Consider the following 22,859-nt stretch of genomic DNA (forward strand, 5'->3'; position numbering starts at 1 on the left):
TCAGGCACTGCACAGCAAAACGCCCACGCCAGGGCGCGGGCAGGTACTGCGAACCACGACAGCTACAAGTGACGCTACACGGCGACACCGCCCATGACCAGAGAGCAACGGTCGTTCAGTGATCTCACGGAGTAGCAGCCGCACTCCTTTCGGCGGCGTCTCGTCGCGGGACGCAGTACGGCGAAGCACACTGCCGGGCCGCGCCACTGCATACGTCAGCGGTGAGGCACAGGGCTCGCAGCAGGCGGCTACGGCGAGCGCATCCCGATGGCTGTCAGCTGCTCGTCCCGCGCCCGGGAGCACCGCGGCCCGGAAGTCGGGGTCGGACACGTCCACGCACAACGACCTGGTACGGGGCGCCAACCGCCCGTTCGATCGCCTCCGAGAGCGTCGGGGTGAAGCAGCGGCTGCCGAACGGCGGCATGCGGTGTCCTGGAGCTGTGGACGACCTACCACCGAGACTGCCGGCGCAGGGCCGGTCCGGTCGCGCACCTGCTCGCCGGACGATCTTCTGACTCCGTACCGGATTCCCACCCCGGAGGTTGAGTGCCAGGTCTGGGTCCGCGTGGTCCAGGTCTTGGAGGGCGACCTAATCCACCGGCTCGCGCCATGCGCCGACGAGATCGTGGAAGCGCGGGAAACGGGCACCCGGAACCGTCTCGCCAGTGACCGTCTCGCCGTTGAGCCAGCAGATTTCAAACGCGGGGGTCTCGGTGTCGAGCAGGCAGCACACACCACCGGTGGCGGCGGTGAGGTCGGTGAACACCTGCCTGACGGTCGCGGACTGCGCGAACATCCGGCTCATGCCCGAGGTGGCCGCCATGAACTGCAGCGACGCGAAATTCGGGTGCCGTGTGGGCGAGAACGTGACAGTCAGGTAGATGTACCCGACCGACACTCGTCCCTGCTCGTCGACCCTGTCGGAATGCCGGAGGTGGAACTCGCGCACCGCTCCGTCGAGGCCAATCATGATTGAGGTGTCCAGTTCGAGCGTGCCGCCTGCCGAACAGTCGACCGGTTCGCTCTTGAACCTCGAGGTGAACGGTACGATCAACTGCTCGCCACCCGGCAACGTGATCGGAAGCGGCGGCGTGTGGCGGCCTCGTGGGGCGAGCTCGGCCAACCGGGTCAGTGCCCTCGCAACGTTCCGAGGGGGCATGAAGATCTCGTAGCTGTAGTCCAGCCCCATGGCGCTTCGCCTCCCCTTGTCCTGAGCCGGGATCCTTTCACGGTACGGACTGGTCCCCAGTTGATTGTTCCGGGGTGGCCGGCTTCATCCTGGACGGAACGGGCAACCACTCACTGGCGATTTGAAGCGCTCAGTCACAGGCACGCGGTGATACGGCGCGCGCGACGGGGTCAGATGTCGAACTCGACGTAGTCGACGTCGGTGAACTCCACGGCCAAGCCCGCCGCACGGCGGCCACGGTCCTTGAAGTACTCCTCCTGGAGCCCCTCCGCCGCGATGGTCCTCAGCTCCTGGTCGGTGGCTCCCTGCGTCCGGGCTTCGAAGAGGCGGGCCGCGTACACGGGTGGCAGGTGGTGGGTGATCAGCCGGACACGGGCGTCGTCGGTGCTGCCCGGAGCGGCGCTGAATCCGAACCTGGCGCGGGTCTCGATCACGATGCCCGTGGACGTGGCGGCCTGTTTCCTGGCCCGTTCCCGCACCCGCGGCTGCCAGCGCCGTCGCACTTCCGCGGCGAGACGGGCCGCGAGGTCCGGGCGGGGCCGCTTGATCTGGTCCTTCACATAGCGCTCGACCGTGCGCTGGGAGACGCCGAGCAGTTCGGCCACCGGCCTGGTGCCCTTGAGCTGCCTGACCAGGTACCGCATCCGCGCGGGCGCACTCTTCGGCGCCGGCCGGGTGACCTTGCTCGCCAACGCTTCGTCGAGGCTGTCGTCGAACATGCCCATCGCGTCCTACTCCCCCTCGTGGGCGGCGTCGGTGCCCTTGATGTGCTGAGCGGGATTGTGTCCCGCCTCGAGCAGCTGGACCGCCCACATCAGGTCCTGCGTGCCCTCGTGCTTGACCATGCCGGGACTCACCCCGAGGCGGAACGTACCGGGGGCGGGCTTGCCGTCGGGCGTGTACGGCAGGACGTCCAGCGGCGAAGGCCCGTCGGAGAGGTACACCGCGCAGTCCGACAGCAGCGCGACCGGGACGAGTGCGTCGTCCCCGAGGACGAGATGCCCGGTGGGCGCGGGTGCGTGCTGTGTGGCGAGCGCCGTCCTGAGCAGCTTGCGATGCATGTTGACGCGCGCGGTGGAGATGACGGCTGCCCGGATGTCCGGGCGCCAGGTGGGGCGTTCCAATGCGGGCCACCGCTCCCCCGCCCGGTATCCGGCGCCCTGAGGGCGCTCGCGGAGCTTGCCGATCCCGCCCTTGACGGTCGCCTTGATCGCGGACAGGACGGCGGCCGTGCCCGGATCGGCCTGACGGTGCGTCTCCATCGCGGCGAGGAACTCGGCCTCGTCCATCCCCGCCGCCACACCGAGGTCGGCCATCGTCGCCTTGTACGCCTCGCTGAGCCGCTTGTACCAGGGGTCCAGGTAGGGGCCGGACTCCGGCCGCAGCCACGCCTCGACCGGCTCGACGGCAACGGGCAGTGCGTGGTTCGCGACGAGTTCGGCCGCGTAGGCGACGGTCGGGGTCGCGTACCAGGCGGGGCCGTCGGGCCGCGAACCGTCCGGTGTGAAGGGGCTCGGCAGCCGGGGATCGAGCTCGATGCCGGACAGGTCGACGAGCCAGGAACCGGGGACCCTCTTGTCGAAGGCCGGCTTCTTCACGTGGACCGGCGCCGACAGGCCGACGACGAGCCGGTTCGCGGCGGCGAGGAACGCGGTGTTCACGTCGATCCCCACCGCGAACCGGCGGGCGCACTCGGCACCGGTCAGCAGCTCCGGCCCGCGGATCCAGTCGAACGCCTCCTCGTCGAGGACCTGGTCGGGAGTGCGCTGGTGGTGACGCGGGTACAGGCCCGCCACGATCGGGTGCTCGGCCGGCGCCTCAGGCGGTGCCGGGTCCACCGGCTCGGACAGCGAACCGGGCACCGCGCCGGACACCCACTCCCCTGCCGCCTCGTCCCGCACGGCGCGGGTCGGCGGGCGCAGCGCCGTCATCAACTCAAGCCCGCACACGGCCGTCGACCCGCGCGGCGTGATCACGCGGGAGGCGTACATGCCGAGCGCTGCGGCGACGTCCGGTGCGGGAAGCCGGGCGGTGTCGCCCCACGAACGAGTGTCGAGTGCGTCCCACGGCAGGATCGCGAACTGCACGCACTGCCGCCGGTCCCCTGCGGCGGGCCGGTAGACACGCGTCCACGGGCCGAACCCGCGCCTGGTGAGCCTCCAGCCGGCCTTCGCGATCTGCTTCACGACCGGATGGCCCTCCGGCAGCCGCAGGCCTCGCCGGTCCTCCAACACCGGCGGCAGCCCCAGGCGTTCGGCGGCACCCGCCGTGACCACGATGAGCGGATCGGCGTCCCTGCCCGAACGGTGCAGCCGCTCCGCTCCCAGCCGCGCCTCGCCCAGCGCCCACTCCACGACCCCGACGAGATTCCCGGCCGGGCAGTCCAGCACCAGACCGCCCGGGCAGTACACGGTCCCGTCCCCGTCGAGCACACCCAGCGGACCGTGCGCGAAGCGCGCATCGGCCGTGGCAGCGGGTGGAAGCGGAGCGCGCCCGGCGGACGTCCTCGCAGGGGCCGCGCGACGAGGTGCCGCAGCGGGTGTCGCGCCGCTCGCGGAGCTGCGGCGGGTGGGAACGGTCTGCTCGCGCACGGGGTCCGGCGCGGCGGGCGTGGAGGGCTGCTGGGGCGTCGGCGCCGCGTCGACTGCCCCGAGGCGAGCGGCGTCCCGACGCGTCGAGGCGGAGCGCACCGCCTCCGGCGCCGGGTAGCGGACCGCAAGTCCCTCCAGGAGCCGCGCGTAGGCGGCGCGCTTCGGCGCCCGCGGCTCCGTCCGACCGGCCTCCCAGCCACTGACCGCCTCACGGCGGACCTGAAGGACCTTGGCCACCTGCTCCTGACTCAGGCCGGCAGCCTCCCGCAGGCGCTTCCGCTCCGCCGGGTCCGGAAGCGGCTCCCTCGACGCGACTTCGTCCAGCAGAGCGTCGACCGCACCGAACAGCGTCTCCTCATCGCTCGACACGCCACCACCTCCCCGCGGAACGCTACACCAATCACATGGCGTATCGCGCACGGATCGCACGGCTGGGAGGGGTTTGCTCCTGGTCCGTACGGCATCGAGCGCGGTGGGCCGCTTCTGCGCCGCGGCCCAGAAGCGGCCCGGCCGGTCCCCTCCCCGGGAGGCCCGCGGGATCGTCGCCGACGCCCGGGCCCCCGCCGTTACCCGGCAGACCGGCGCACGGGGGCGACCGAGCGGTTCCGGGATCTGCACGGGTGCGGGTGAGGGCCGCATGTCGCCGCGCCTGGAGACCTCACATGGCTCAGAGCCCGGATCACCGCTGCTGCCGGTCCGGGCCTTGTTCTGGGCTCCGGACCTGCGGATCAGAGTACGGCTTGCTCCGATCGGGCCTCGAGCCGAGCGATGGCCCTGCGCGCGGCACCGACGAAGACCGTGAACCTCTCGTTGGTGTGGGTCGGCCTCTCGAGCCGGCTGAAGTGACCCGCGTCGAAGAGGCCTTGACGCAGCTCCGTGGTCATCTCCAACTGGGCGCCCTGGCGGAGCAAGGTCTTGTTGCAGATGTTCTCCGGGTTCTCACCGGCCAGCGCGGGGACGGTGGAGCCGTCGATGGTCCGGAAGCCCGCGGCCTGGAACTCTTCGTGCAGATAGGTCTTGAACGTCGTGTTGAGACCTCCGACGACGACCGCCTCCGGCTCCCCTGCGGGCGTGCCGGCCTGCTCTTTCCTGCAGCCGTGCAGACTCAGCACGTTGAGGCTGCCCGCAGCCATGGACAGGGCGACCCGGTCGTCGTTGTGGGTCGAGGTGACGTGAAGGTCGCCGTTGCCGGACGGGGCGATACCTTCGAACATCCAGTAGTCGTAGGCCGGTCCGCCTGCCGGGGCGGCCGCGAGCGTCGCGGGATGGTAGCCGGCTATCGCGAGGCAGAGTTCGGACGTACCGCCTTCGATGCCGCCGCCGTGGAGGGCCATGATCGTGGTGCGGTTGAACGGGTGTCTCTGGCCGTCGCTGACATCGACCATCTCATGGCGCCTGTAGCGCCGGGCGAACACGCTCCCCTCCTGCCCCGCGAGCTTCGTGTAGAGGTCGGTGTTGGACGTGTACTGATCGGCCGCGTGGGCGGGCGAAGCGGTGAGCGTGTCGAGGACGGTGGCGCTGAGAGCGGCCCCGGCAAGTCCGGCGAGTACCGTGCGGCGGTTGGCGTAGGTCATGCCGTTCATGATCAGGCAATCAGCGCCCCTCACGCGGCCGACCAGCCGTGGGAAGCATCACAACTGCCGATACGGCGTGAGATGCGCGCCTCGAACTGTCCGGACCGGTCGGGACCTGCCGGCGGACTCGGCGAGCATGACGGCGTGTGACGAGGGGCGTCGACCTCGTCACACGCCCTCGTCCCGGCTCTCGTGACGAGAGCCGGGACCCCGGTCACCACTTGTGGGCGACGTCCACGATCAGTTTCCCGTCAAACTGGAGCACCCGGAACGGCAGCCTGGCCCGGACACCGAGGCCGACCTGGGTCTGGCCCTCGAAGCTCGCCCCGAACCTCGTGTCCTTGAACGTGCTGAAGCCGGTGAGGTCAACACCGGGCAGGGGCTTCCCCGCCCGCCCCGCGTAGACCTGACGCATCGTCACGGGGTCGTAGCTGGGCGCGGAGACGAAGATCTGGATTACGGCGCCTCCTCCCACGGGTATCGGATCGCCGGATCCGTCCTGGTGGAACGCGTCGACGTAGCCGACGTGGTGGCCCACCGGGCCCGACGCTCCGCTGACGTCGAAGACCATGCGGTCGAAACACGTGTGCCGTCCCACCCTGATGTCCGTCAGGGGGTTGGCGTTCCCGCCTGTGGCCGACTTGACGCTGCTGCCCCAGGGGGTCGAGCAGGGGTCGGCGGGGGTCGCCGTGCCGACGCGGTGCGGCGTCGCCGCCGACTGTCCTGCCGACGCCGCCAGTCCTGCTCCCGCGAGCAGGAACGCCGCACCGATGGTCAATGAGCGTCGCATGTGCCCTCCTCAGAATCGTTGGTGACGTACCTGTGCACGCGCAGTGAGACGGATGGGCAACCCGCGGGTTGCCCCGCTCCCGGCTTTCAGCCACGGAACGGTCCGAAAATCCCAGGGGGACGCGGACGGACGGTGGATCGCGCACCGCTTGAAGACGTTTCGCATGCCGCACGGCTCGTCCTGGCCAGGAGCCGCGAGGAGTACCGGCCGGCACGCCGCGCACCGGGGGAGGCGCCCGGCCCGTCCCGGCCTGCCCCGTCAGCGGTACGTGCAGAACCGCGCGCGGTCGAGCATGTCCCGTGCCGTCCCATGCTGGCAGCGAGGCGCGCAAGGTGAAGGGGGGCGGTAGGCGGATCGTCAGGAACGAGACAATTTCACACGGAAGGTACACAGTTCAACGGCGTGGATCTTCCCGGAGCGCCTCCGCAGCCACAGGCAACGGACGGAAATCCGGCCTGTCTCGACATCGGCTTCCGCAAGGTCTCCGAGGGCATCACCCGGGAGAGGGCCGGATGGGGAGACCCAACTCGACGGGAATCCAGAGGCACTGGTCGCACCCCTGGGTACCCGGACGGGTTGCCTCGGACCGTGCGGCCGCTCGCGGCCGCCCGACCTCTCGGGCCGACTCGGCCGTGCGTGGAAGCGGGTCCGACTCGCCGACCACACCGGCCTGGAGGCGCTGTACGTCTCGAAACTGGCACGCGCCCCGGAGTCGACCGGTCTGATCGAGCGCACCCGCGACCCCCGCGCCGTGGCCGGCCGCGCCACGGCCGGGCAGCACGAGTGCCCGGGACGAGGTCGAGGCCGGTTCGGCGGGGTCGACGACGGCGGGGCACCGGTGACGGCAAGGGTTCGAAGCCCGAGGTCAGGTCACCGCGCCCCGGACGGCGGAAGTGGCGCGTCCGTACGGGGTTCAGCGGCAGGACGGGCACAGTCCGCGGTAGGTGATCTCGGCTGCGGAGACCGTGAAGCCGAACCGCTCCTCCGCCGGAAGGGCCGCCAGCGGATCGCCGGTCGGATGCACGTCCCGGATGCTGCCGCACCCGGAGCACACCAGGTGCTGGTGCGGGTGGTGTGCGTTGGGGTCATAGCGCTTGGCACGGCCGTCCGTCGAGACCTCCGCGACCTCGCCGAGGGCGACCAGCTCGCCGAGCGTGTTGTAGACGGTCGCCCGGGAGATCTCGGGCAGCCGGTCCACCGCGCGTGCGTGCACCTCGTCGGCCGTGAGATGCACGTGGTCCCCGTCGAGGACCTCCGCGACGACACGCCGCTGGGCGGTCACCCGCCAGCCACGCCCTCGCAGCCGCTCCAGCAGGTCACTCATGTCGGTTCACCTATTCGTACGTGACGGATGGCCGAAGTTTACCGGCGGATGTCCGGATTCTGATCGGATATGGACTAGGCGAGCTTCTTGACCTGGACTGAGTCCATCGTAGGATCGGTTCCGGCGACAGCCAAGGGTGCAGAGGACTCCAGCACGGCAGGAGACGAGGACATGACGGGACCACCGCCGACAAGCCGCACCGCGCCGGCCGGCGGATGACGGTCGGCGAGATGGCGCGCACCGGGACCGCACGGGACGGTGGCCTGCACCGTGCCGGGGCGGTGGCCTCCGGAAACCCCGGTCCCACGGACGGCTGTTCGTCCGGCCGGCGGACGAGGCGCGCCTCATGTCAGCGTGCCGGTCCGTCCCGGTGGGACCGGCCGGCGTCCCGCACGGTCGCCCCGGCCGCAAGGCCGTCCCACGGGGCCCGCACCCCACAGTTCGACAGCCCGCAGTTCCTGAGCACGTGATCCGCCCAGCCCGGAAGGATTCCCATGTCCGAGAACCATGATGCAATCGTCGCCGACGCGAAGGCCGAGGGCGGGGGTGGCTGCCCCGTCGCGCACGGGCGCGCACCGCACCCGACGCAGGGCGGCGGCAACCGGCAGTGGTGGCCGGAGCGGCTCAATCTGAGGATCCTCGCCAAGAACCCCGCCGTGGCCAACCCGCTCGGCGAGGAGTTCGACTACGCCGCGGCGTTCAAGAGCCTCGACCTGCCTGCCGTGAAGCGGGACATCGCCGAGGTGCTGACGACGTCCCAGGACTGGTGGCCGGCCGACTTCGGCCACTACGGTCCGTTCATCATCCGCATGGCGTGGCACAGCGCGGGCACGTACCGCATCAGTGACGGCCGCGGCGGCGCCGGGGCCGGCCAGCAGCGATTCGCTCCGCTCAACAGCTGGCCGGACAACGGCAACCTCGACAAGGCCCGCCGGCTGCTGTGGCCGGTCAAGAAGAAGTACGGCCAGAGCCTCTCGTGGGCCGACCTGATGATCCTGGCCGGCAATGTCGCCCTGGAGTCGATGGGCTTCGAGACCTTCGGCTTCGCCGGCGGCCGTGAGGACGTCTGGGAGCCCGACGAGGACGTCTACTGGGGTCCGGAGACCACCTGGCTGGGCGACGAGCGCTACACCGGCGACCGGGAGCTCGAGAACCCGCTGGGCGCGGTCCAGATGGGCCTCATCTACGTCAACCCCGAGGGCCCCAACGGCAACCCGGACCCGCTGGCCGCCGCTCGCGACATCCGCGAGACGTTCCGCCGCATGGCGATGAACGACGAGGAGACGGTCGCCCTCATCGCCGGCGGCCACACCTTCGGCAAGACCCACGGCGCCGGCCCGGCGGAGGCCGTCGGCCCGGACCCCGAGGCCGCCCCGATCGAGCAGCAGGGCTTCGGCTGGCGGAACAGCCACGGCACCGGCAAGGGAGCCGACGCGATCACCAGCGGTCTCGAGGGCATCTGGACGAACACCCCGATCACCTGGGACAACAGCTTCTTCGAGATCCTGTTCGGCTACGAGTGGGAGCTGTTCAAGAGCCCCGCCGGCGCGCACCAGTGGCGGCCGAAGGACGGTGCCGGCTCGGGCACCGTCCCCGATGCCCACGACCCCTCGAAGAGCCACGCCCCGACGATGCTCACGACCGACCTGTCACTGCGCTTCGACCCGGTCTACGAGCAGATCTCACGGCGGTTCCTCGAGAATCCCGGCGCGTTCGCGGACGCCTTCGCCCGGGCCTGGTACAAGCTGACGCACCGGGACATGGGCCCGATCCAGCGGTACCTCGGGCCGGAGGTCCCGTCCGAGGTGCTGCTGTGGCAGGACCCGCTCCCGGAGGTGACGCACGAGTTGGTCGACGCCGGGGACGTCGCCGCCCTGAAGGCGCAGATCCTCGACTCGGGCCTGTCGGTGTCCGAGCTGGTGTCGACGGCGTGGGCGTCGGCCTCGTCGTTCCGCGGCAGCGACAAGCGCGGCGGCGCCAACGGTGCCCGAATCCGCCTGCAGCCGCAGAGCGGCTGGGAGGTCAACGACCCCGACCGGCTGGCCGGCGTGCTGCGGACCCTCGAGGGGATCCAGCAGTCCTTCAACTCCGCCCAGGGCGGGGGCAAGCGGGTCTCGCTCGCCGACCTGATCGTCCTCGCGGGGGGTGCGGCCGTGGAGAAGGCGGCCGCGGACGCCGGCGTCGCCGTCGAGGTCCCCTTCGTCCCGGGCCGCGCGGACGCCTCGCAGGAGCAGACCGACACGGAGTCGTTCGCCGCGCTCGAGCCCGCCGCCGACGGCTTCCGCAACTACCTCGGCAAGGGCAACCGGCTGCCGGCCGAGTACCTGCTGATCGACCGAGCGAACCTGCTGACCCTGAGCGCGCCCGAGCTGACGGTCCTCGTCGGCGGGCTGCGCGTCCTCGGCGCGAACCACCGGCAGTCGCAGTTGGGCGTTCTCACGGCGACTCCGGGGAAGCTGACGAACGACTTCTTCGTCAACCTGCTCGACCTGGGAACGACGTGGCAGGCGACGTCGGGTGACGCGAACACCTTCGAGGGCCGAGACGACGTCACGGGCGAGGTCAAGTGGACCGGCACCCGGGCCGACCTGGTCTTCGGGTCGAACTCCGAGCTGCGTGCGCTCGCGGAGGTCTACGCGAGCGACGACGCGAAGGAGAAGTTCGTGAGGGACTTCGTCGCGGCATGGGACAAGGTCATGAACCTGGACCGGTTCGACCTGGTGTGATCCCGGCGTCCGGGCCGGCCCGCACCGGCCGGCCCGGACGTTTCTCGCGGCTCCGGGAAGGCGCACCCCCGCATCGCCTCGGGTGCGCCTTCCGCGTCCCGCTGCGCCCGCCGGTTCGCAGACCCGTCCGTCACGTCCGTCTCAGCGCGGCGCTTCGGCCGGCCGCCTTTCCGGCCGCGGTCCCGGCGCGGCACAACCCACTGCTCCCGGGTGACGTGCAGATCCCGCTCGACAACGCCGCGGCCCGCGCCCCGAGGCGCGGTGAGCCCGGGGCCGGCGGGCCGGTCGAGGAGATCCGGCCGGCGGAGGTCGGCAGGAACCGCTGAGCAGTGGGTTTCCCCCTCCGGACAGGGTTCCGCACCCACTCCGACAAGGGGTGGGCCCGCGCGCGGCGGGGCCGGTGTGACCGTGGGACGTGATCAACGCAACGCCGCACGGATGTGCGGATCGCCACGGGACTCTTGACGTTACCGCTGGGTAGGGGCTGGGGTGGCTGAGACCATGGGGTATGTCGCCACCAGGCTGAAGGGATCCAGGATGTTCCGCAAGGTGCTGGTCGCCAACCGCGGCGAGATTGCGATTCGCGCGTTCCGCGCCGGCTACGAACTGGGGGCGCGTACCGTCGCCGTCTTCCCCTACGAGGACCGCAACTCGCTGCACCGGCTGAAGGCCGACGAGGCCTACGAGATCGGTGAGCAGGGGCACCCGGTGCGGGCCTACCTCTCCGTCGAGGAGGTCGTCGGCGCCGCGCGCCGGGCCGGGGCGGACGCCGTCTACCCGGGATACGGGTTCCTGTCCGAGAATCCGGAGCTGGCCCGCGCCTGCGAGGAGGCGGGCATCACCTTCGTCGGGCCGAGCGCCGACACCCTCGAACTGACCGGGAACAAGGCCCGCGCCGTGGCCGCGGCCCGCGCCGCCGGGGTGCCGGTGCTCGGCTCCTCCCAGCCCTCCACCGACGTGGACGAGTTGGTCGGGGCCGCGGAGGACATCGGTTTCCCGGTGTTCGTCAAGGCGGTCGCCGGTGGCGGAGGGCGCGGCATGCGCCGGGTGGACGATCCGTCCGTACTCCGTGAGTCGATCGAGGCGGCGTCCCGCGAGGCGGCGTCCGCGTTCGGCGATCCCACGGTCTTCCTGGAGAAGGCCGTCGTCGATCCGCGCCACATCGAGGTGCAGATCCTCGCCGACGGAAGCGGCGACGTCATCCATCTCTTCGAGCGGGACTGCTCCCTCCAGCGCCGGCACCAGAAGGTGATCGAGCTGGCGCCGGCGCCGAACCTCGACCCGGTGCTGAGGGACCGCATCTGCGCGGACGCGGTGCGCTTCGCCCGCGAGATCGGTTACCGCAACGCCGGCACGGTGGAGTTCCTGCTCGACCGCGACGGCAACCACGTCTTCATCGAGATGAACCCGCGCATCCAGGTCGAGCACACGGTGACGGAGGAGGTCACCGACGTCGACCTGGTCCAGGCGCAGATGCGCATCGCGGCCGGTGAGACGCTGGCGGACCTCGGGCTGGCCCAGGAGACCGTCACGCTGCGCGGTGCCGCTCTGCAGTGCCGTATCACCACCGAGGACCCGGCGAACGGCTTCCGCCCGGACACGGGCCGGATCAGCGCCTACCGCTCGCCGGGCGGCTCGGGAATCCGACTCGACGGCGGCACGACCCACGCGGGCACGGAGATCAGCGCCCACTTCGACTCGATGCTGGTCAAGCTGACCTGCCGGGGCCGGGACTTCAAGGCCGCGGTCGGACGGGCCCGGCGTGCGGTGGCCGAGTTCCGCATCCGCGGCGTGGCCACGAACATCCCGTTCCTCCAGGCCGTGCTGGACGACCCGGACTTCCAGGCGGGACGGGTGACCACCTCGTTCATCGAGGAGCGGCAGCATCTGCTCACCGCGCGTCACTCCGCCGACCGCGGCACGAAGCTGCTCACGTACCTGGCGGACGTGACGGTGAACAAGCCGCACGGAGAACGGCCCGACCTGATCGACCCGGGCACCAAACTGCCGCCCCTGCCCGCCGGAGAGCCGCCCGCCGGTTCCCGGCAGCGGCTCGTCGAACTGGGCCCGGAGGGCTTCGCGCGGTGGCTGCGCGAGTCGCCGACGATCGGCGTCACCGACACCACCTTCCGCGACGCGCACCAGTCGCTGCTCGCCACCCGGGTCCGCACCAAGGACCTGCTCTCCGTCGCGCCGACCGTCGCGCGGACGCTGCCGCAGCTGCTGTCGCTGGAGTGCTGGGGCGGTGCCACCTACGACGTGGCCCTGCGCTTCCTCGCCGAGGACCCCTGGGAGCGTCTGGCGGCACTGCGTGAGGCCGTCCCGAACATCTGTCTGCAGATGCTGCTGCGCGGCCGCAACACCGTGGGCTACACGCCGTACCCGACCGAGGTGACGGACGCCTTCGTCCAGGAGGCGGCGGCCACCGGCATCGACATCTTCCGGATCTTCGACGCGCTCAACGACGTCGGCCAGATGCGGCCCGCGATCGAGGCCGTGCGGGAGACCGGTACGGCCGTGGCGGAGGTCGCCCTGTGCTACACCTCCGACCTCTCCGACCCCTCGGAGCGGCTGTACACGCTGGACTACTACCTCCGCCTCGCGGAGGAGATCGTCGCCGCGGGCGCCCATGTCCTGGCCGTCAAGGACATGGCCGGTCTGCTGCGCGCGCCGGCGGCGGCCACGCTGGTGTCGGCGCTGCGCCGCGAGTTCGACCTGCCGGTGCATCTGCACACCCACGACACCGCGGGCGGCCAGCTCGCCACGTACCTGGCCGCGATCCAGGCGGGGGCGGACGCGGTGGACGGCGCGGTCGCGTCCATGGCGGGCACGACCTCGCAGCCGTCACTGTCGGCCATCGTGGCCGCGACCGACCACTCCCCGCGCCCCACGGGGCTGGACCTCCAGGCCGTCGGCGACCTCGAGCCCTACTGGGAGGGCGTGCGCAGGATCTACGCGCCGTTCGAGGCCGGCCTGGCCTCGCCGACCGGACGCGTCTACCACCACGAGATCCCGGGCGGACAGCTGTCCAATCTGCGCACCCAGGCCGTCGCCCTCGGCCTCGGCGACCGCTTCGAGGACATCGAGGCGATGTACGCGGCCGCCGACCGGATCCTCGGCAGGCTGGTGAAGGTCACTCCGTCCTCGAAGGTGGTCGGCGACCTGGCCCTGCACCTGGTCGGTGCCGGGGTGTCACCGGAGGGGTTCGAGGCCACACCCGACCGGTTCGACATCCCCGACTCCGTCATCGGGTTCCTGCGCGGCGAGCTCGGCACCCCGCCGGGGGGCTGGCCGGAGCCGTTCCGCAGCAAGGCGCTGCAGGGACGTGCCGAGGCGAAGCCGGTGCAGGAACTCACGGCGGAGGACCGTGCGGGGCTCGAGAAGAGCCGCCGTGCCACGCTCAACCGGCTGCTGTTCCCCGGGCCGACGCGCGACTTCGACGCCCACCGCCAGGCGTACGGCGACACGAGTGTGCTGGACAGCAAGGACTTCTTCTACGGGCTGCGGCCGTCGAAGGAGTACGGGGTCGACCTGGAACCCGGCGTCCGGCTCCTCATCGAGTTGCAGGCCGTCGGTGAGGCCGACGAACGCGGCATGCGGACCGTGATGGCCACGCTGAACGGCCAGCTGCGGCCGATCCAGGTGCGTGACGAGGCGGCGGCCTCCGACGTGCCGGTCACCGAGAAGGCCGACCGCTCCGATCCCGGTCATGTCGCCGCACCGTTCGCCGGGGTCGTGACCCTGACCGTCTCCGAGGGGGACCGGGTGGAGGCCGGTGCCACGGTGGCGACCATCGAGGCGATGAAGATGGAGGCCACGATCACCGCCCCGAAGACCGGGCAGGTCGGGCGGCTGGCCATCAACCGGATCCAGCAGGTGGAGGGGGGCGATCTCCTCCTGGAGATCGCGTGATCCTCGCTCGCCCACGGGCCACCGGCGAGGGTGTGCCGGGCGCCGCCGGGACGGCCACCCCCGCTCGTTCACCCGCCACGGGTGGACGGGGCGGGGCGGCCCCCCTGCGGGCTGCCCCACGGCCCCGGCGGCGCCGTCAGGTCCAGGGGCGGGCCAGGGCGGGCGACACCGGGGAGGCGTGGTCGGGGAGGTACCGAGTGGCCCAGCCGGTGGAAGCCGGTGGGAGCCGGTCGGATCGCGTTCCGCGCCGGGAAGCCGCCGCCGCGGCTCGGTGAGTCCGCACGGGGGAGGAACGCGCGTGCGACCGGCATCCTCGCCCGACGCGGAGAAGACGCGTCCTTCCGGCGGCATCCGGGGAGCGGGGTCCGGGCGAAGAGTGGGATGTGGCGGGCAGACCGAGGAGCCCGCCGCCTCCCGGCTCGTCCCAGCAAAGGGGAAACTCATGACCACCGATCGCCTCAGGGGCGCCGCTCTCGCCGCAGCCGGTGCGCTCCTCGTACCGCTTCCGCTCCTCGCGGCCGCCCCCACAGCACAGGCGGGTCCCGCGGCGGAGCCGTTCGGACCCGGCTGCGCCGCGCTGCCGACGAGTGGCGAGGGCAGCCCGGCCGGTATGGCCGACGACCCGGTCGCCACGGCCGCCTCGCACCAGCCGGAGCTGTCCACCCTCGTCAGCGCCGTGCAGAAGGCCGGGCTCGTCGAGACGTTGAACAACGCCGACGGGATCACCCTCTTCGCACCGACGAACGACGCCTTCGCCAAGATCCCCAAGGCTCAGCTCGACGCGGTGCTCAACGACCAGGAGCAGTTGAAGAAGCTCCTGACCTACCACGTCGTCGGCACGGAGGTCACCGCGGACCGGTTGCCCGACGGCAGCTTCAAGACCCTCGAAGGAGCCGAGCTGGCCACGTCCGGTTCCGGGGACTCCTTCAAGGTGAACGGCTCGGCGGCCGTCCTCTGCGGCGACGTGCCCACGAGCAACGCGGTCGTCCACATCATCGACCAGGTGCTCCAGCCACCGTCCTGAGGCGGTCCCGTCCGCGCGGGAGCACGCCCGGGCGCTGAGCCCCGGCCCCGGCGCGGAGAAGGCGCGGTGGCGGACGGCCCGTCGTCGCGCGCGTCGCGGGTCAGGACATGAGTTTCCTGAGTCAACCTCTATGCCGCCATCCGCGTCTCCGCGGTCGTGTTGATCTTGCTGTTGGATTGGTGGATCACGGGGTCATAGCAGGTGCCGTCGCGCCAGCAGGCCCACATCACGCGGAGCCATGCTCGGGCCAGGATGCGGATCGCGTGGGGGTGTCGCTTCTTGCGCGCCCTGGCGTCGTTGTAGATCTTGGCGGCCCAGTCGCTGCCGTGGCGGCTGTTGTCGGCGAAGGTCGTCAGCGCGAGTCGAGCTCTTCGGTTGGTCGCGAAGCGGAAGGAGACCGTGCGGGCCTTGCCCGAGGCCCGGGTGACCGGGACGACGCCAGCTTCGGCGACGAGTTGTTCGCAGGTCTGGGCGCGTTCCAGGATCGGGCCGATCTCGCCGATGATCTGCCCGAGGCTGACCTTGCCGATGCGCGGCATGGTGGCGAAAAGCGGTGCGTAGGGATGGGTTGCGGCTGCTTCGGCGATGGACTTGTCCAAGACACGGATCGTCGCGCGTATGCCCTGCACCAGCTGCACCTGGACTCGGACGAGCTGTCCGGCGACCTGTTCGCTGAGGCGGGAGGCGGCCTTCGGGGCCAAGCGCAGGCGTTCGATCAGGACGCTGCCGGGCTTCTTCCCGGAGTATCCGTGGCGCTTGCACCAGGCTTCGAGGCGTCCGGCGGTGAGCCTGGCGGCGGAGGCCGGGGTGGGGTAGCGCTCCAGGAAGGCCATGGCGATGTCGCTGTCGAGTTCGTAGAAGACGGCCTTGCCCCCGGGCCGGTGCTCGTCCAGCAGGGCGGCGAGCTGGTTGACGGCGGCGACCTTGGCCTCGATGTGGTCGGCACGCTGCCGGGTGAGGGCCTGGAGGTCGAGGGTGGCCTGCTCGGTGGGTTCCAGTCTGGGCAGCATGTGCCCGTCGGTGCGCAGGTAGTCGGCGAGTTTCATGCTGTCGCCGGCGTCGGTCTTGGCCTTGGAGGCGCCCCAGCGTGCCCGCATGGCGTGGAAGGCGTTGGGGTGCACCGGCACGATGGGGTGTCCGGCGGCAAGGAGGCGGTCGACGGCCAGGCCGCGGGTGGTCTCGATCGCTACGGGCAGGTCTGCCGGAGCACCGTGTTTGCGCAGCCTCGCCAGAGTCTTGGTGAACCCCTCCTCGGTGTGGGCGAGTTCCCACCGGTCGATGCGTTTTCCGGCGTCGTCCATGACGGTCACGTCATGGGTCTCGGTCGCCCAGTCCCACCCGATGAACACGAAGGTCGTACTCCTGTGCCTGTGACGGAGCACCTGCCCGGTGATGAGGTCGTCTGCCGGGAGCTCATTAATCGGCCCTCTGCGGGGCGTGTCCCTGAAGCCGATCAGACGGCCTCGGCCCGGCGGGGCTGGCGTAACTCATGTTGGCCGTCGAGCAGCTCGCGACACTGGCCATGCACCCACCGGGACCGAGAGGTCACAACCCTACCGAAGAGGGCTGCAGAAAGGATGGTCCTCTAATGAGCGCTGCCCTGGCCCGCGCTTCCTTCACGGCTGCCCTGAGCCCGTCGACGTCGTACGCGCCGCGGTACCGACGGCCGCCTCGGGACCGGACCGGCGGTTCCGGGATCCGCCGGTCCGGTCGGTCCGGCCGCGCCGCCGCGTCCGCGGCTGGCTCCGAACCCGGCGCCACCCACGGGTGATCCTATTTTGCGTTTACTTTGCCATCCGGGAACCTGGACCCATCCGACGGCGTTGACCGGGTACGGCACGCGCGGACGCGCGGCCGACGACCGGCAACAGACCGACAGCAGAAGCCGAGGTGGCACCAGTGGCGATGTGGGACCGGCTCAAGGAGCAGGCCAAGAACCTCCAGCAGTCCCAGAGCGCTCGGGGAAGTGGCGGGCAGGGGCAGGGGCAAGGCCCCTTCGGGCAGGGCCAGCACGGCGGTCACGGACGGGCTTCGTCCTCCGGCGGCTCCAAGGCGCAGTTGATCGGGTTGTTCAAGTCCCAGCTCGCATCGGTGAAGACCGAGCTCAAGAGCGGTGCCTACCGGGACGCCAGCATGGCGATGTGCGCTCTGGTGGCCGCGGCCGACGGGCATGTCGACCCCACGGAGCGGCAGCGCGTCGAAGAGATGATCGTCTCGAACGAGGTGCTGCAGAACTTCCCCGCGGACCAGCTTCGCCAGCGGTTCAACCAGAACGTGGACCGGCTCATGGCCAACTTCGAGCTGGGCAAGGCGGAAGCGCTGAAGGAGATCGCCAAGGCGGCCAAGAAGCCGCAGGAGGCCCGCGCCGTCGTCCAGACCGGCATGGTCATCGCGGGTGCCGACGGGTCCGTGGAGCCGTCCGAGCAGCAGGCGATCCGCGAGGCCTGCGCCGCGCTCGGCATCTCACCCGCGGAGTTCGGCGTCTGATCGACGCCGCGGCCGCCGGTCCTGCGCTGCACGGAACCGGCGGGCGCGGCGACCGCCGCTCCCGGTCGCGGCGGCCTCACTCGGCGCACGCTCCCGCGCTCAGTGACGGCTGCGGCGCGTGGTGGTCTTGCGGTAGCCGAAGGGGCCCGGCAGGTCCATGGAGGTGGTGCGGCGGCCCGTCGAGGAGTAAGTGCGCCTGGCGCCGTCCCTCTTGGCGAGGGTGATGGACACGGACTTGCGGTTGATGTTGAGGCGGACTCCCGGGAGTATGCGGAAGCTCTTGCGGAAGGTGACGGGCACGATGCGCTCCTTTGGTAGGCCGTCCGTCTTCCCCGAGTTCCCGCCCTTACGCGACGTGGTGCCGTCGGTGGTGCCGAGCCGACGCCCGGACGGGGCCCGCGCGGCCGGCGGCCAGCGTCATGGGCGGACGCCCTGGCGGCACCACGGGCCGGGAAGCCGTGGAGGACGGCCGACGATGGTGTCGGGCACCTGGGGCACATGGCACGTCCAACTGCGCAGACGCGAGCACGGGGCGGGCATGGGAGGCGGTGGCGTCAGGCTGGTGGTGGGGTCAGGATGCAGCCACGCCAGGAGAGTGCGGCGTCGGTGCTCCGCCGCCCGGGACGCTCGCTGCACTCGGCGAGGTCCCCGACCCGGTCTTCGCAGCACGGATGGTGGGCTGGTGAATCGCAGTGGAGCCTTGTGCCGACGCAGGACCCGCGGAACGCACGCGTGAGCGTGGCGCTCGCCCGCTCCTGTTGCCGGACCCGCCCCCGTTGCCCGACCCGCCCCCGTTGCCGGACCCGCCCCCGGGACCCGGCTGGCCCCAGCTGCGAACCTTCCCCCGGACGCGCCCCTTTCCCCCGCCCCGGGCCGGCGTCGGGTCCGGACCGGCCTCGAGCTCCGGACGCGCCCTGTGCGCGGCGCCCTCACGGAGGTCCGTACGAGTCCCGGGGCGCCCGCGCCGCAGTGCGCTGCGGCCGCAGCTGCGCAGCTGCGCCGGACACACCCGCGGACGCTGACCGCCGCCTGCGATGAGCGCGTTGACCGGCGACATGGGGTCGGCGCCCAGGGACTTCGCGACCAGAACCCCCACCATCAGCGGGAGCAGGGCAGCGGCCAGGGCGGAGCCCGTGGTGGTGACCTGCTGCATACGGGGGCGGCGAGACGCTTCGGGGTTCATGACGCCAGTCCAGCAGCGGACGGCCCTGGCGGACATCGGACGCGGTACTCAGCCCGTACGTCCTCATGTACTCAGACCCGCAGGCGTTCGCGGTACTCCCCTCCCTCTGCGGGTCACGGGCGGTCCGTTCGGCGATCGGCTCCGGGATCGGCGCCGCGACGCACGTCGGTCGCCCATGCCGTGACGCGCCTCGGGCCGGGGGCTGTTGCGGCGGGGGGCCCTTCGGTGCCGCTGCTGCGGCCGGCCGGGGATCAGCGGCGGGTGGTGCCGTGGGCGGCCGTATGACCGGCCCTGCGGCCAGGCGCACACCCGTGGTGGGAGCGGCGGGCCGGGCCTGCCGACCGCCCCTCGCGGTCGGGCCGCCGTCGGCACCGCGTACGATCGGCCGGTCGCCCGCCCACAGGAAGTCCCGCTCGTTGACCGCTCTCGTGCCACCGCCCCGAACCGCCGTGGGCCTGCTGCCCGTAGGGCTCCGCATCCGCGTCGAGGACGGCGGGGAACTGCCCGCCTTGCTGTGGGGCGCAGGTCCGGGGTGGCGCATGATCAGCAACGCCGTCCTCGGCGGGGGTGTCGGCGAACGCGCTTGGGTCCTCAACGCCCAGGTCGCCCACGGCTATCGACGCCAGGACCCGGACCGCCATCTCGCCCGGTTGGCGGGTGACTTCGGGCTGCGGGGGCCGGGCGTCGGGCTGATGACGGCGGCCGACGTCTCGCGCAACGGCCAGGCGTGCGACGGGGGTGTCGAGGCCGTCGCGACGGTGGGCATCACGGTACGCGGCTGGGCCGCCGCAGCGGACGAGGGCTGCGTCGCGCTCGCGCCGCCGGGCACGATCAACATCGTCGCCGCGCTCCCGGTGGCCCTCACCGACGCCGCCTTGGTCAACGCGGTGGCCACGGCCACCGAGGCAAAGGTCCAAGCACTGATCGAGGCGGGGTACGACTGCTCGGGCACGCCCACCGACGCCGTGTGCGTCGCCGCGCGCGTCCCCCGTCCCGGCGAGGAGGTCCATCCCTTCGCCGGCCCTCGTTCCCGATGGGGTGCCCGGCTGGCCCGCGCCGTCCACCGGGCGGTGGGAACCGCGACTCCCGCACCATAGGGACGTGTGCAGGCGGACGGGGCGAAACCGCCCGGAGGATCGCCCCTTGTGGCCGCGCACCGTATGCCGTGCATCTCCGACCGGGCTGCCCTCCTCAGCCGGAAGGATGGTGCCGACCGCAACGCGGGAAGACGGAAGGAAAGGGGGGAGCCTAGGCCGTGCTGGTTGTGTCCGGCATCCTCGCGCTCGTCGTGGGAGCATGCGCCTGCGTGGTGTGGGCGGCGCGGGGCGGCCCTCGCCGGGCGCGGATCGTGGCGGCCGGACCCTGGGGGCGGCCGAGTTGGTGAGCCGCTCGGGCCGGACGCGCGCAGGCGGCGACTCCGATGACCGAGGAGCCGTGTCGTCCGGGCGGCCCGGTCAGCCATTGCGCCTGGCCAGGCTGCGGACGAGGACGAGCAGCGCCACCGCCATGACGGTCATGTGCGTCCAGGCGGGGGCGGTCGAGGCGTCCGCCGCGGCCGTCACGATCGAGGTCATCCCGGCCTCCGGGGGGTGAGGTTCCGGGGGCGTCGTGCTCCCCGGAACGAGGCGCCGGATCCGCCGTGGTCACGGCGGGGTGCGGCGCCGAGTCGGTCGGTTGCCCCGCCCCTCGGGGCGGGGGACGTTCGGGTCACGTCCCGCGGGTACCCGCCGACTGCCGGGTGACGCCCCTTCAAGGCGCGGTGGCGGTCCGGGGGTTCGCCTGCGGACGCGATCGGGGGCCGGTGGTCAGCGGCGACGGGTCCGGCCTGGCCGCCAGCCGGCGCCCACGCCGGCGACGTGGCCGGTTCCAGACCCGGGCACCGGAGTACCGCCACGACGACGAAGCGGCCGTACCGGTCCGGCACGCGGGAACGGGCGTTGCCCGGCGAGGTGCGGGACCGCGTCCGGCAGTTGCCCGGGTCCCGCCGGGCCGTGGCGGTACGGACGTCGACCCGGGTCGGGCCGGACTGCGGGGTGCATGTACTCGACGCGGGACTTCCGGCGCGTCCCGGTATCCGGACCGGTCCCGCGGGAGGCCCGCGCCCTCGCCCACCGGGAAATCGGGCGCCCCGCTCGGGTCCCGGTGCTGGGATGGCGAGTGGGACGGCTGAGCCGGTCACACAGCGGTTCGATGTCAATCGAACATCCAGCGAGGGGGAGGGTGGCGACACGCCCCCGGGCCGCCGAATGCCCGGGGACGGCCGCGCCGGTCCGGTGTGATCGTGGCCGACTCGTTTCGTCGAGACCCCTCTAGGAGAGATCATGCGCATGCGCATCGCGTCCACCGTGGCCGCCCTCGCCGTGGCCGGCGTCCTCGCCGGCGCCGGCAGCGCCGTGGCGGACAGTGGGGCGGAGGCCGCGGCCGCGGGCAGCCCGGGTGTGCTGTCGGGCAACGTCATCCAGGTCCCGCTCCACGTGCCGCTGAACCTCTGCGGCAACTCGCTCGGTGTCGTCAGCCTGTTCAACCCGGCCGTCGGCAACGCCTGCCTCAACGGCTGATCGCACCCCGCCGCACCGGGAACCAGGTGCGGCCCGGGCCCTGGGCTGCCGCCCGCCGGCAGTCGTCGGGACCGAACGGGCCGGGCCCCCGTACCGGGGTCCGGCCCTCGCGTTTCCCGCCGAGCCCTCACGGAGGCGGTCACGGCCCGGCGCGCCAGTCCCGCTCGGAATCGCCTGCGTCGAATACGCTGCGGAAACGTCCGCCCCGGCCTCATCGGTGCCGGGCAGTCACGGGCGAAACGCCGCCCGGCGGCGGCATCGGACGAGGCCCGGACGACGGAGCCGCCGGAAGCGGGAAGGGGTGCGGCATGCGGTCCCCAGGTGTGCATCTGCGGGAGATCACCGACGACAACCGGGAAGCCGTTCGCGCCCTCCGCGTACGGCGTGACCAGAAACAGTTCGTCGCCTCGGTGTCCAAATCGCTCAAGGAGGCGGCGAAGACGCCCTCGGCCAATCCCTGGTACCGCGCCGTGTACCGGGACGACGAGCCGGTGGGCTTCGTGATGCTGGCGTGGAGACCGCCCTCCGGTCCTTTCAAGGGGCGGCACTTCCTCTGGCGCCTCCTCGTCGACAAGCGGTACCAGAAGCGGGGCATCGGCCGGGAGGCCCTGGCGCAGATCGCCGAACTGGTCCGTGCGGACGGCGGCACCGAGCTGCTGACCAGCTACGAGCCCGGCGAGGGCGAACCGTGGCCCTTCTACCGGAAGTTCGGCTTCGAGCCCACCGGGGCGATCGACGACGGCGAGATCGTCCTGCGGCTCGCCTTCCCCGCTCGGTGAGCCCGCACGGCGCGGCCGCCGACGACACCTCGGACGCCGCAGAGAGCCGACGGGGCCCCTCCGGACCCGCACGGCTGCCGCTTGCGCCGCGGGCCGGTCGTCTCCCCGTCCCGGCCCCGTGATGCTCCGTCGACAGGGCGGTCCGGCTGACAGTGCGAGGGCCGGCGGGAGGGAGCAGACGGGACGCGGCGTGCCCGCGCCGCCCGCGCGGAGGCACCGGGCACGTGCGGGGCGGTCCGTCCCGGTGTCCGGCCGGACGGGCCGCCCTGCCCCGTGGGGTCCGTCGTCGCGATTCGGCCGGACGCATTCATTCCGGAAAAAGGAAGTGCGCGGCACCCGGCGGGCAACACGGGGACGCACTGCCAGGTGAACTCACGGAAAGCGCTCGCCCCGTTCGCGGTGCGCCCCGACCCCGGGCGGTCACAATCGGCCATTGTTGATTTCCGAACCGCCGGAAAATCCCGACGATCACGTTGACACCGCATGAGCGACGCGTCAGTATGGCGGGCCGCGCCGCCGGAATCCCCCCCACCTCTTCCCCCTGCGCCTTCCGCTCCTTCCTCTTCTTGAATTTCCGTGGCGCCCTTGGGTCGCCGGCCTTCCGGCCTGTCGCCCCATTTCGCCATGCCCGCATTTCCCACCCCTTCTCACGACTGCGGTGACGGGCCGGTCAGCACCATTGACCGATGGTTGACCCTTGAGTAACTTGCCACTATCTTCAA

General features: G+C 71.8%; 15 protein-coding genes and 1 pseudogene. 8 read left to right on the plus strand and 8 right to left on the minus strand.

Translation table 11 applies throughout. The features are described 5' to 3' along the window. Positions 1-589 precede the first annotated feature (589 nt). The 5 genes from O7595_RS01305 to O7595_RS01325 all read right to left on the minus strand — a co-directional run bounded on the left by O7595_RS01305 (position 590) and on the right by O7595_RS01325 (position 6,144). The gene (locus tag O7595_RS01305) at positions 590-1,189 is read right to left on the minus strand and encodes a hypothetical protein (RefSeq protein ID WP_269726858.1); all 600 of its coding nucleotides are present in this window, start codon (positions 1,187-1,189) and stop codon (positions 590-592) included. Positions 1,190-1,359: 170 nt separating this feature from the next. Further along, positions 1,360-1,914 (minus strand): telomere-protecting terminal protein Tpg, encoded by a 555-nt coding sequence (tpg, locus tag O7595_RS01310; protein ID WP_269726859.1) that lies wholly within the window; start codon positions 1,912-1,914, stop codon positions 1,360-1,362. 6 nt (positions 1,915-1,920) lie between these two features. Further along, positions 1,921-4,149, minus strand: a complete 2,229-nt coding sequence (gene tap, locus O7595_RS01315) for a telomere-associated protein Tap (protein ID WP_269726860.1) — start codon at positions 4,147-4,149, stop codon at positions 1,921-1,923. A gap of 359 nt (positions 4,150-4,508) precedes the next feature. Beyond that, positions 4,509-5,354 carry a poly-gamma-glutamate hydrolase family protein gene (locus O7595_RS01320; protein ID WP_269726861.1) on the minus strand — a complete coding sequence of 282 codons (846 nt, stop codon included), beginning with the start codon at positions 5,352-5,354 and terminating at the stop codon, positions 4,509-4,511. Between the two features lie 214 nt (positions 5,355-5,568). Beyond that, positions 5,569-6,144: an AMIN-like domain-containing (lipo)protein gene (locus O7595_RS01325; RefSeq protein ID WP_269726862.1), complete on the minus strand. Its 576-nt coding sequence runs from the start codon at positions 6,142-6,144 to the stop codon at positions 5,569-5,571. A 646-nt stretch (positions 6,145-6,790) separates the two neighbouring features. On the opposite strand from O7595_RS01325, the pseudogene O7595_RS01330 reads away from it, so the two are divergent. Further along, positions 6,791-6,892: pseudogene (locus tag O7595_RS01330) on the plus strand (MarR family transcriptional regulator); the annotation flags it as partial. Between the two features lie 165 nt (positions 6,893-7,057). On the opposite strand, the gene O7595_RS01335 reads toward O7595_RS01330, so the two are convergent. Then, positions 7,058-7,468 (minus strand): Fur family transcriptional regulator, encoded by a 411-nt coding sequence (locus O7595_RS01335; RefSeq protein ID WP_269726863.1) that lies wholly within the window; start codon positions 7,466-7,468, stop codon positions 7,058-7,060. 494 nt (positions 7,469-7,962) lie between these two features. Between O7595_RS01335 and katG the strand changes: the two genes are divergently transcribed. The 3 genes from katG (at position 7,963) to O7595_RS01350 (ending at position 15,130) form a co-directional block, all read left to right on the plus strand. After that, on the plus strand, positions 7,963-10,194 hold the full coding sequence (gene katG, locus O7595_RS01340; RefSeq protein WP_269726864.1) for a catalase/peroxidase HPI: 2,232 nt from the start codon (positions 7,963-7,965) through the stop codon (positions 10,192-10,194). Positions 10,195-10,731: 537 nt separating this feature from the next. Further along, positions 10,732-14,106: a pyruvate carboxylase gene (locus tag O7595_RS01345; protein ID WP_269732328.1), complete on the plus strand. Its 3,375-nt coding sequence runs from the start codon at positions 10,732-10,734 to the stop codon at positions 14,104-14,106. 442 nt (positions 14,107-14,548) lie between these two features. Then, positions 14,549-15,130, plus strand: coding sequence for a fasciclin domain-containing protein (locus O7595_RS01350; RefSeq protein WP_269726865.1), 582 nt, complete (start codon positions 14,549-14,551; stop codon positions 15,128-15,130). Between the two features lie 128 nt (positions 15,131-15,258). Here the strand turns inward: O7595_RS01350 and O7595_RS01355 are convergent, their stop codons facing one another. Further along, entirely contained in the window at positions 15,259-16,479 is a 1,221-nt protein-coding gene (locus tag O7595_RS01355; RefSeq protein ID WP_269726866.1) for an IS110 family transposase, read from the minus strand. 550 nt (positions 16,480-17,029) lie between these two features. On the opposite strand from O7595_RS01355, the gene O7595_RS01360 reads away from it, so the two are divergent. Beyond that, positions 17,030-17,617 (plus strand): tellurite resistance TerB family protein, encoded by a 588-nt coding sequence (locus O7595_RS01360; RefSeq protein WP_269726867.1) that lies wholly within the window; start codon positions 17,030-17,032, stop codon positions 17,615-17,617. A gap of 99 nt (positions 17,618-17,716) precedes the next feature. Here the strand turns inward: O7595_RS01360 and O7595_RS01365 are convergent, their stop codons facing one another. Continuing rightward, entirely contained in the window at positions 17,717-17,917 is a 201-nt protein-coding gene (locus tag O7595_RS01365; protein WP_269726868.1) for a DUF4236 domain-containing protein, read from the minus strand. A gap of 1,299 nt (positions 17,918-19,216) precedes the next feature. Between O7595_RS01365 and O7595_RS01375 the strand changes: the two genes are divergently transcribed. From O7595_RS01375 to O7595_RS01385, 3 genes are all read left to right on the plus strand, one after another. After that, a complete protein-coding gene (locus tag O7595_RS01375; RefSeq protein WP_269726869.1) occupies positions 19,217-19,897 on the plus strand; it encodes an adenosylcobinamide amidohydrolase in 681 nt (226 codons plus the stop codon). A gap of 1,224 nt (positions 19,898-21,121) precedes the next feature. Beyond that, entirely contained in the window at positions 21,122-21,358 is a 237-nt protein-coding gene (locus O7595_RS01380; RefSeq protein WP_269726870.1) for a chaplin, read from the plus strand. Between the two features lie 308 nt (positions 21,359-21,666). Beyond that, on the plus strand, positions 21,667-22,137 hold the full coding sequence (locus O7595_RS01385) for a GNAT family N-acetyltransferase (protein ID WP_269726871.1): 471 nt from the start codon (positions 21,667-21,669) through the stop codon (positions 22,135-22,137). Positions 22,138-22,859: the final 722 nt, after the last annotated feature.

Source organism: Streptomyces sp. WMMC940 (assembly GCF_027460265.1).
Lineage (GTDB): Bacteria > Actinomycetota > Actinomycetes > Streptomycetales > Streptomycetaceae > Streptomyces.

Coding starts and splice junctions, on each gene's coding strand:
- O7595_RS01305 (WP_269726858.1), bottom strand. CDS start 1,189: ATGGGGCTGGACTACAGCTACGAGATCTTCATGCCCCCTCGGAACGTT.
- tpg (WP_269726859.1), bottom strand. CDS start 1,914: ATGGGCATGTTCGACGACAGCCTCGACGAAGCGTTGGCGAGCAAGGTC.
- O7595_RS01320 (WP_269726861.1), bottom strand. CDS start 5,354: ATGACCTACGCCAACCGCCGCACGGTACTCGCCGGACTTGCCGGGGCC.
- O7595_RS01325 (WP_269726862.1), bottom strand. CDS start 6,144: ATGCGACGCTCATTGACCATCGGTGCGGCGTTCCTGCTCGCGGGAGCA.
- O7595_RS01335 (WP_269726863.1), bottom strand. CDS start 7,468: ATGAGTGACCTGCTGGAGCGGCTGCGAGGGCGTGGCTGGCGGGTGACC.
- katG (WP_269726864.1), top strand. CDS start 7,963: ATGTCCGAGAACCATGATGCAATCGTCGCCGACGCGAAGGCCGAGGGC.
- O7595_RS01345 (WP_269732328.1), top strand. CDS start 10,732: ATGTTCCGCAAGGTGCTGGTCGCCAACCGCGGCGAGATTGCGATTCGC.
- O7595_RS01350 (WP_269726865.1), top strand. CDS start 14,549: ATGACCACCGATCGCCTCAGGGGCGCCGCTCTCGCCGCAGCCGGTGCG.
- O7595_RS01380 (WP_269726870.1), top strand. CDS start 21,122: ATGCGCATGCGCATCGCGTCCACCGTGGCCGCCCTCGCCGTGGCCGGC.
- O7595_RS01385 (WP_269726871.1), top strand. CDS start 21,667: ATGCGGTCCCCAGGTGTGCATCTGCGGGAGATCACCGACGACAACCGG.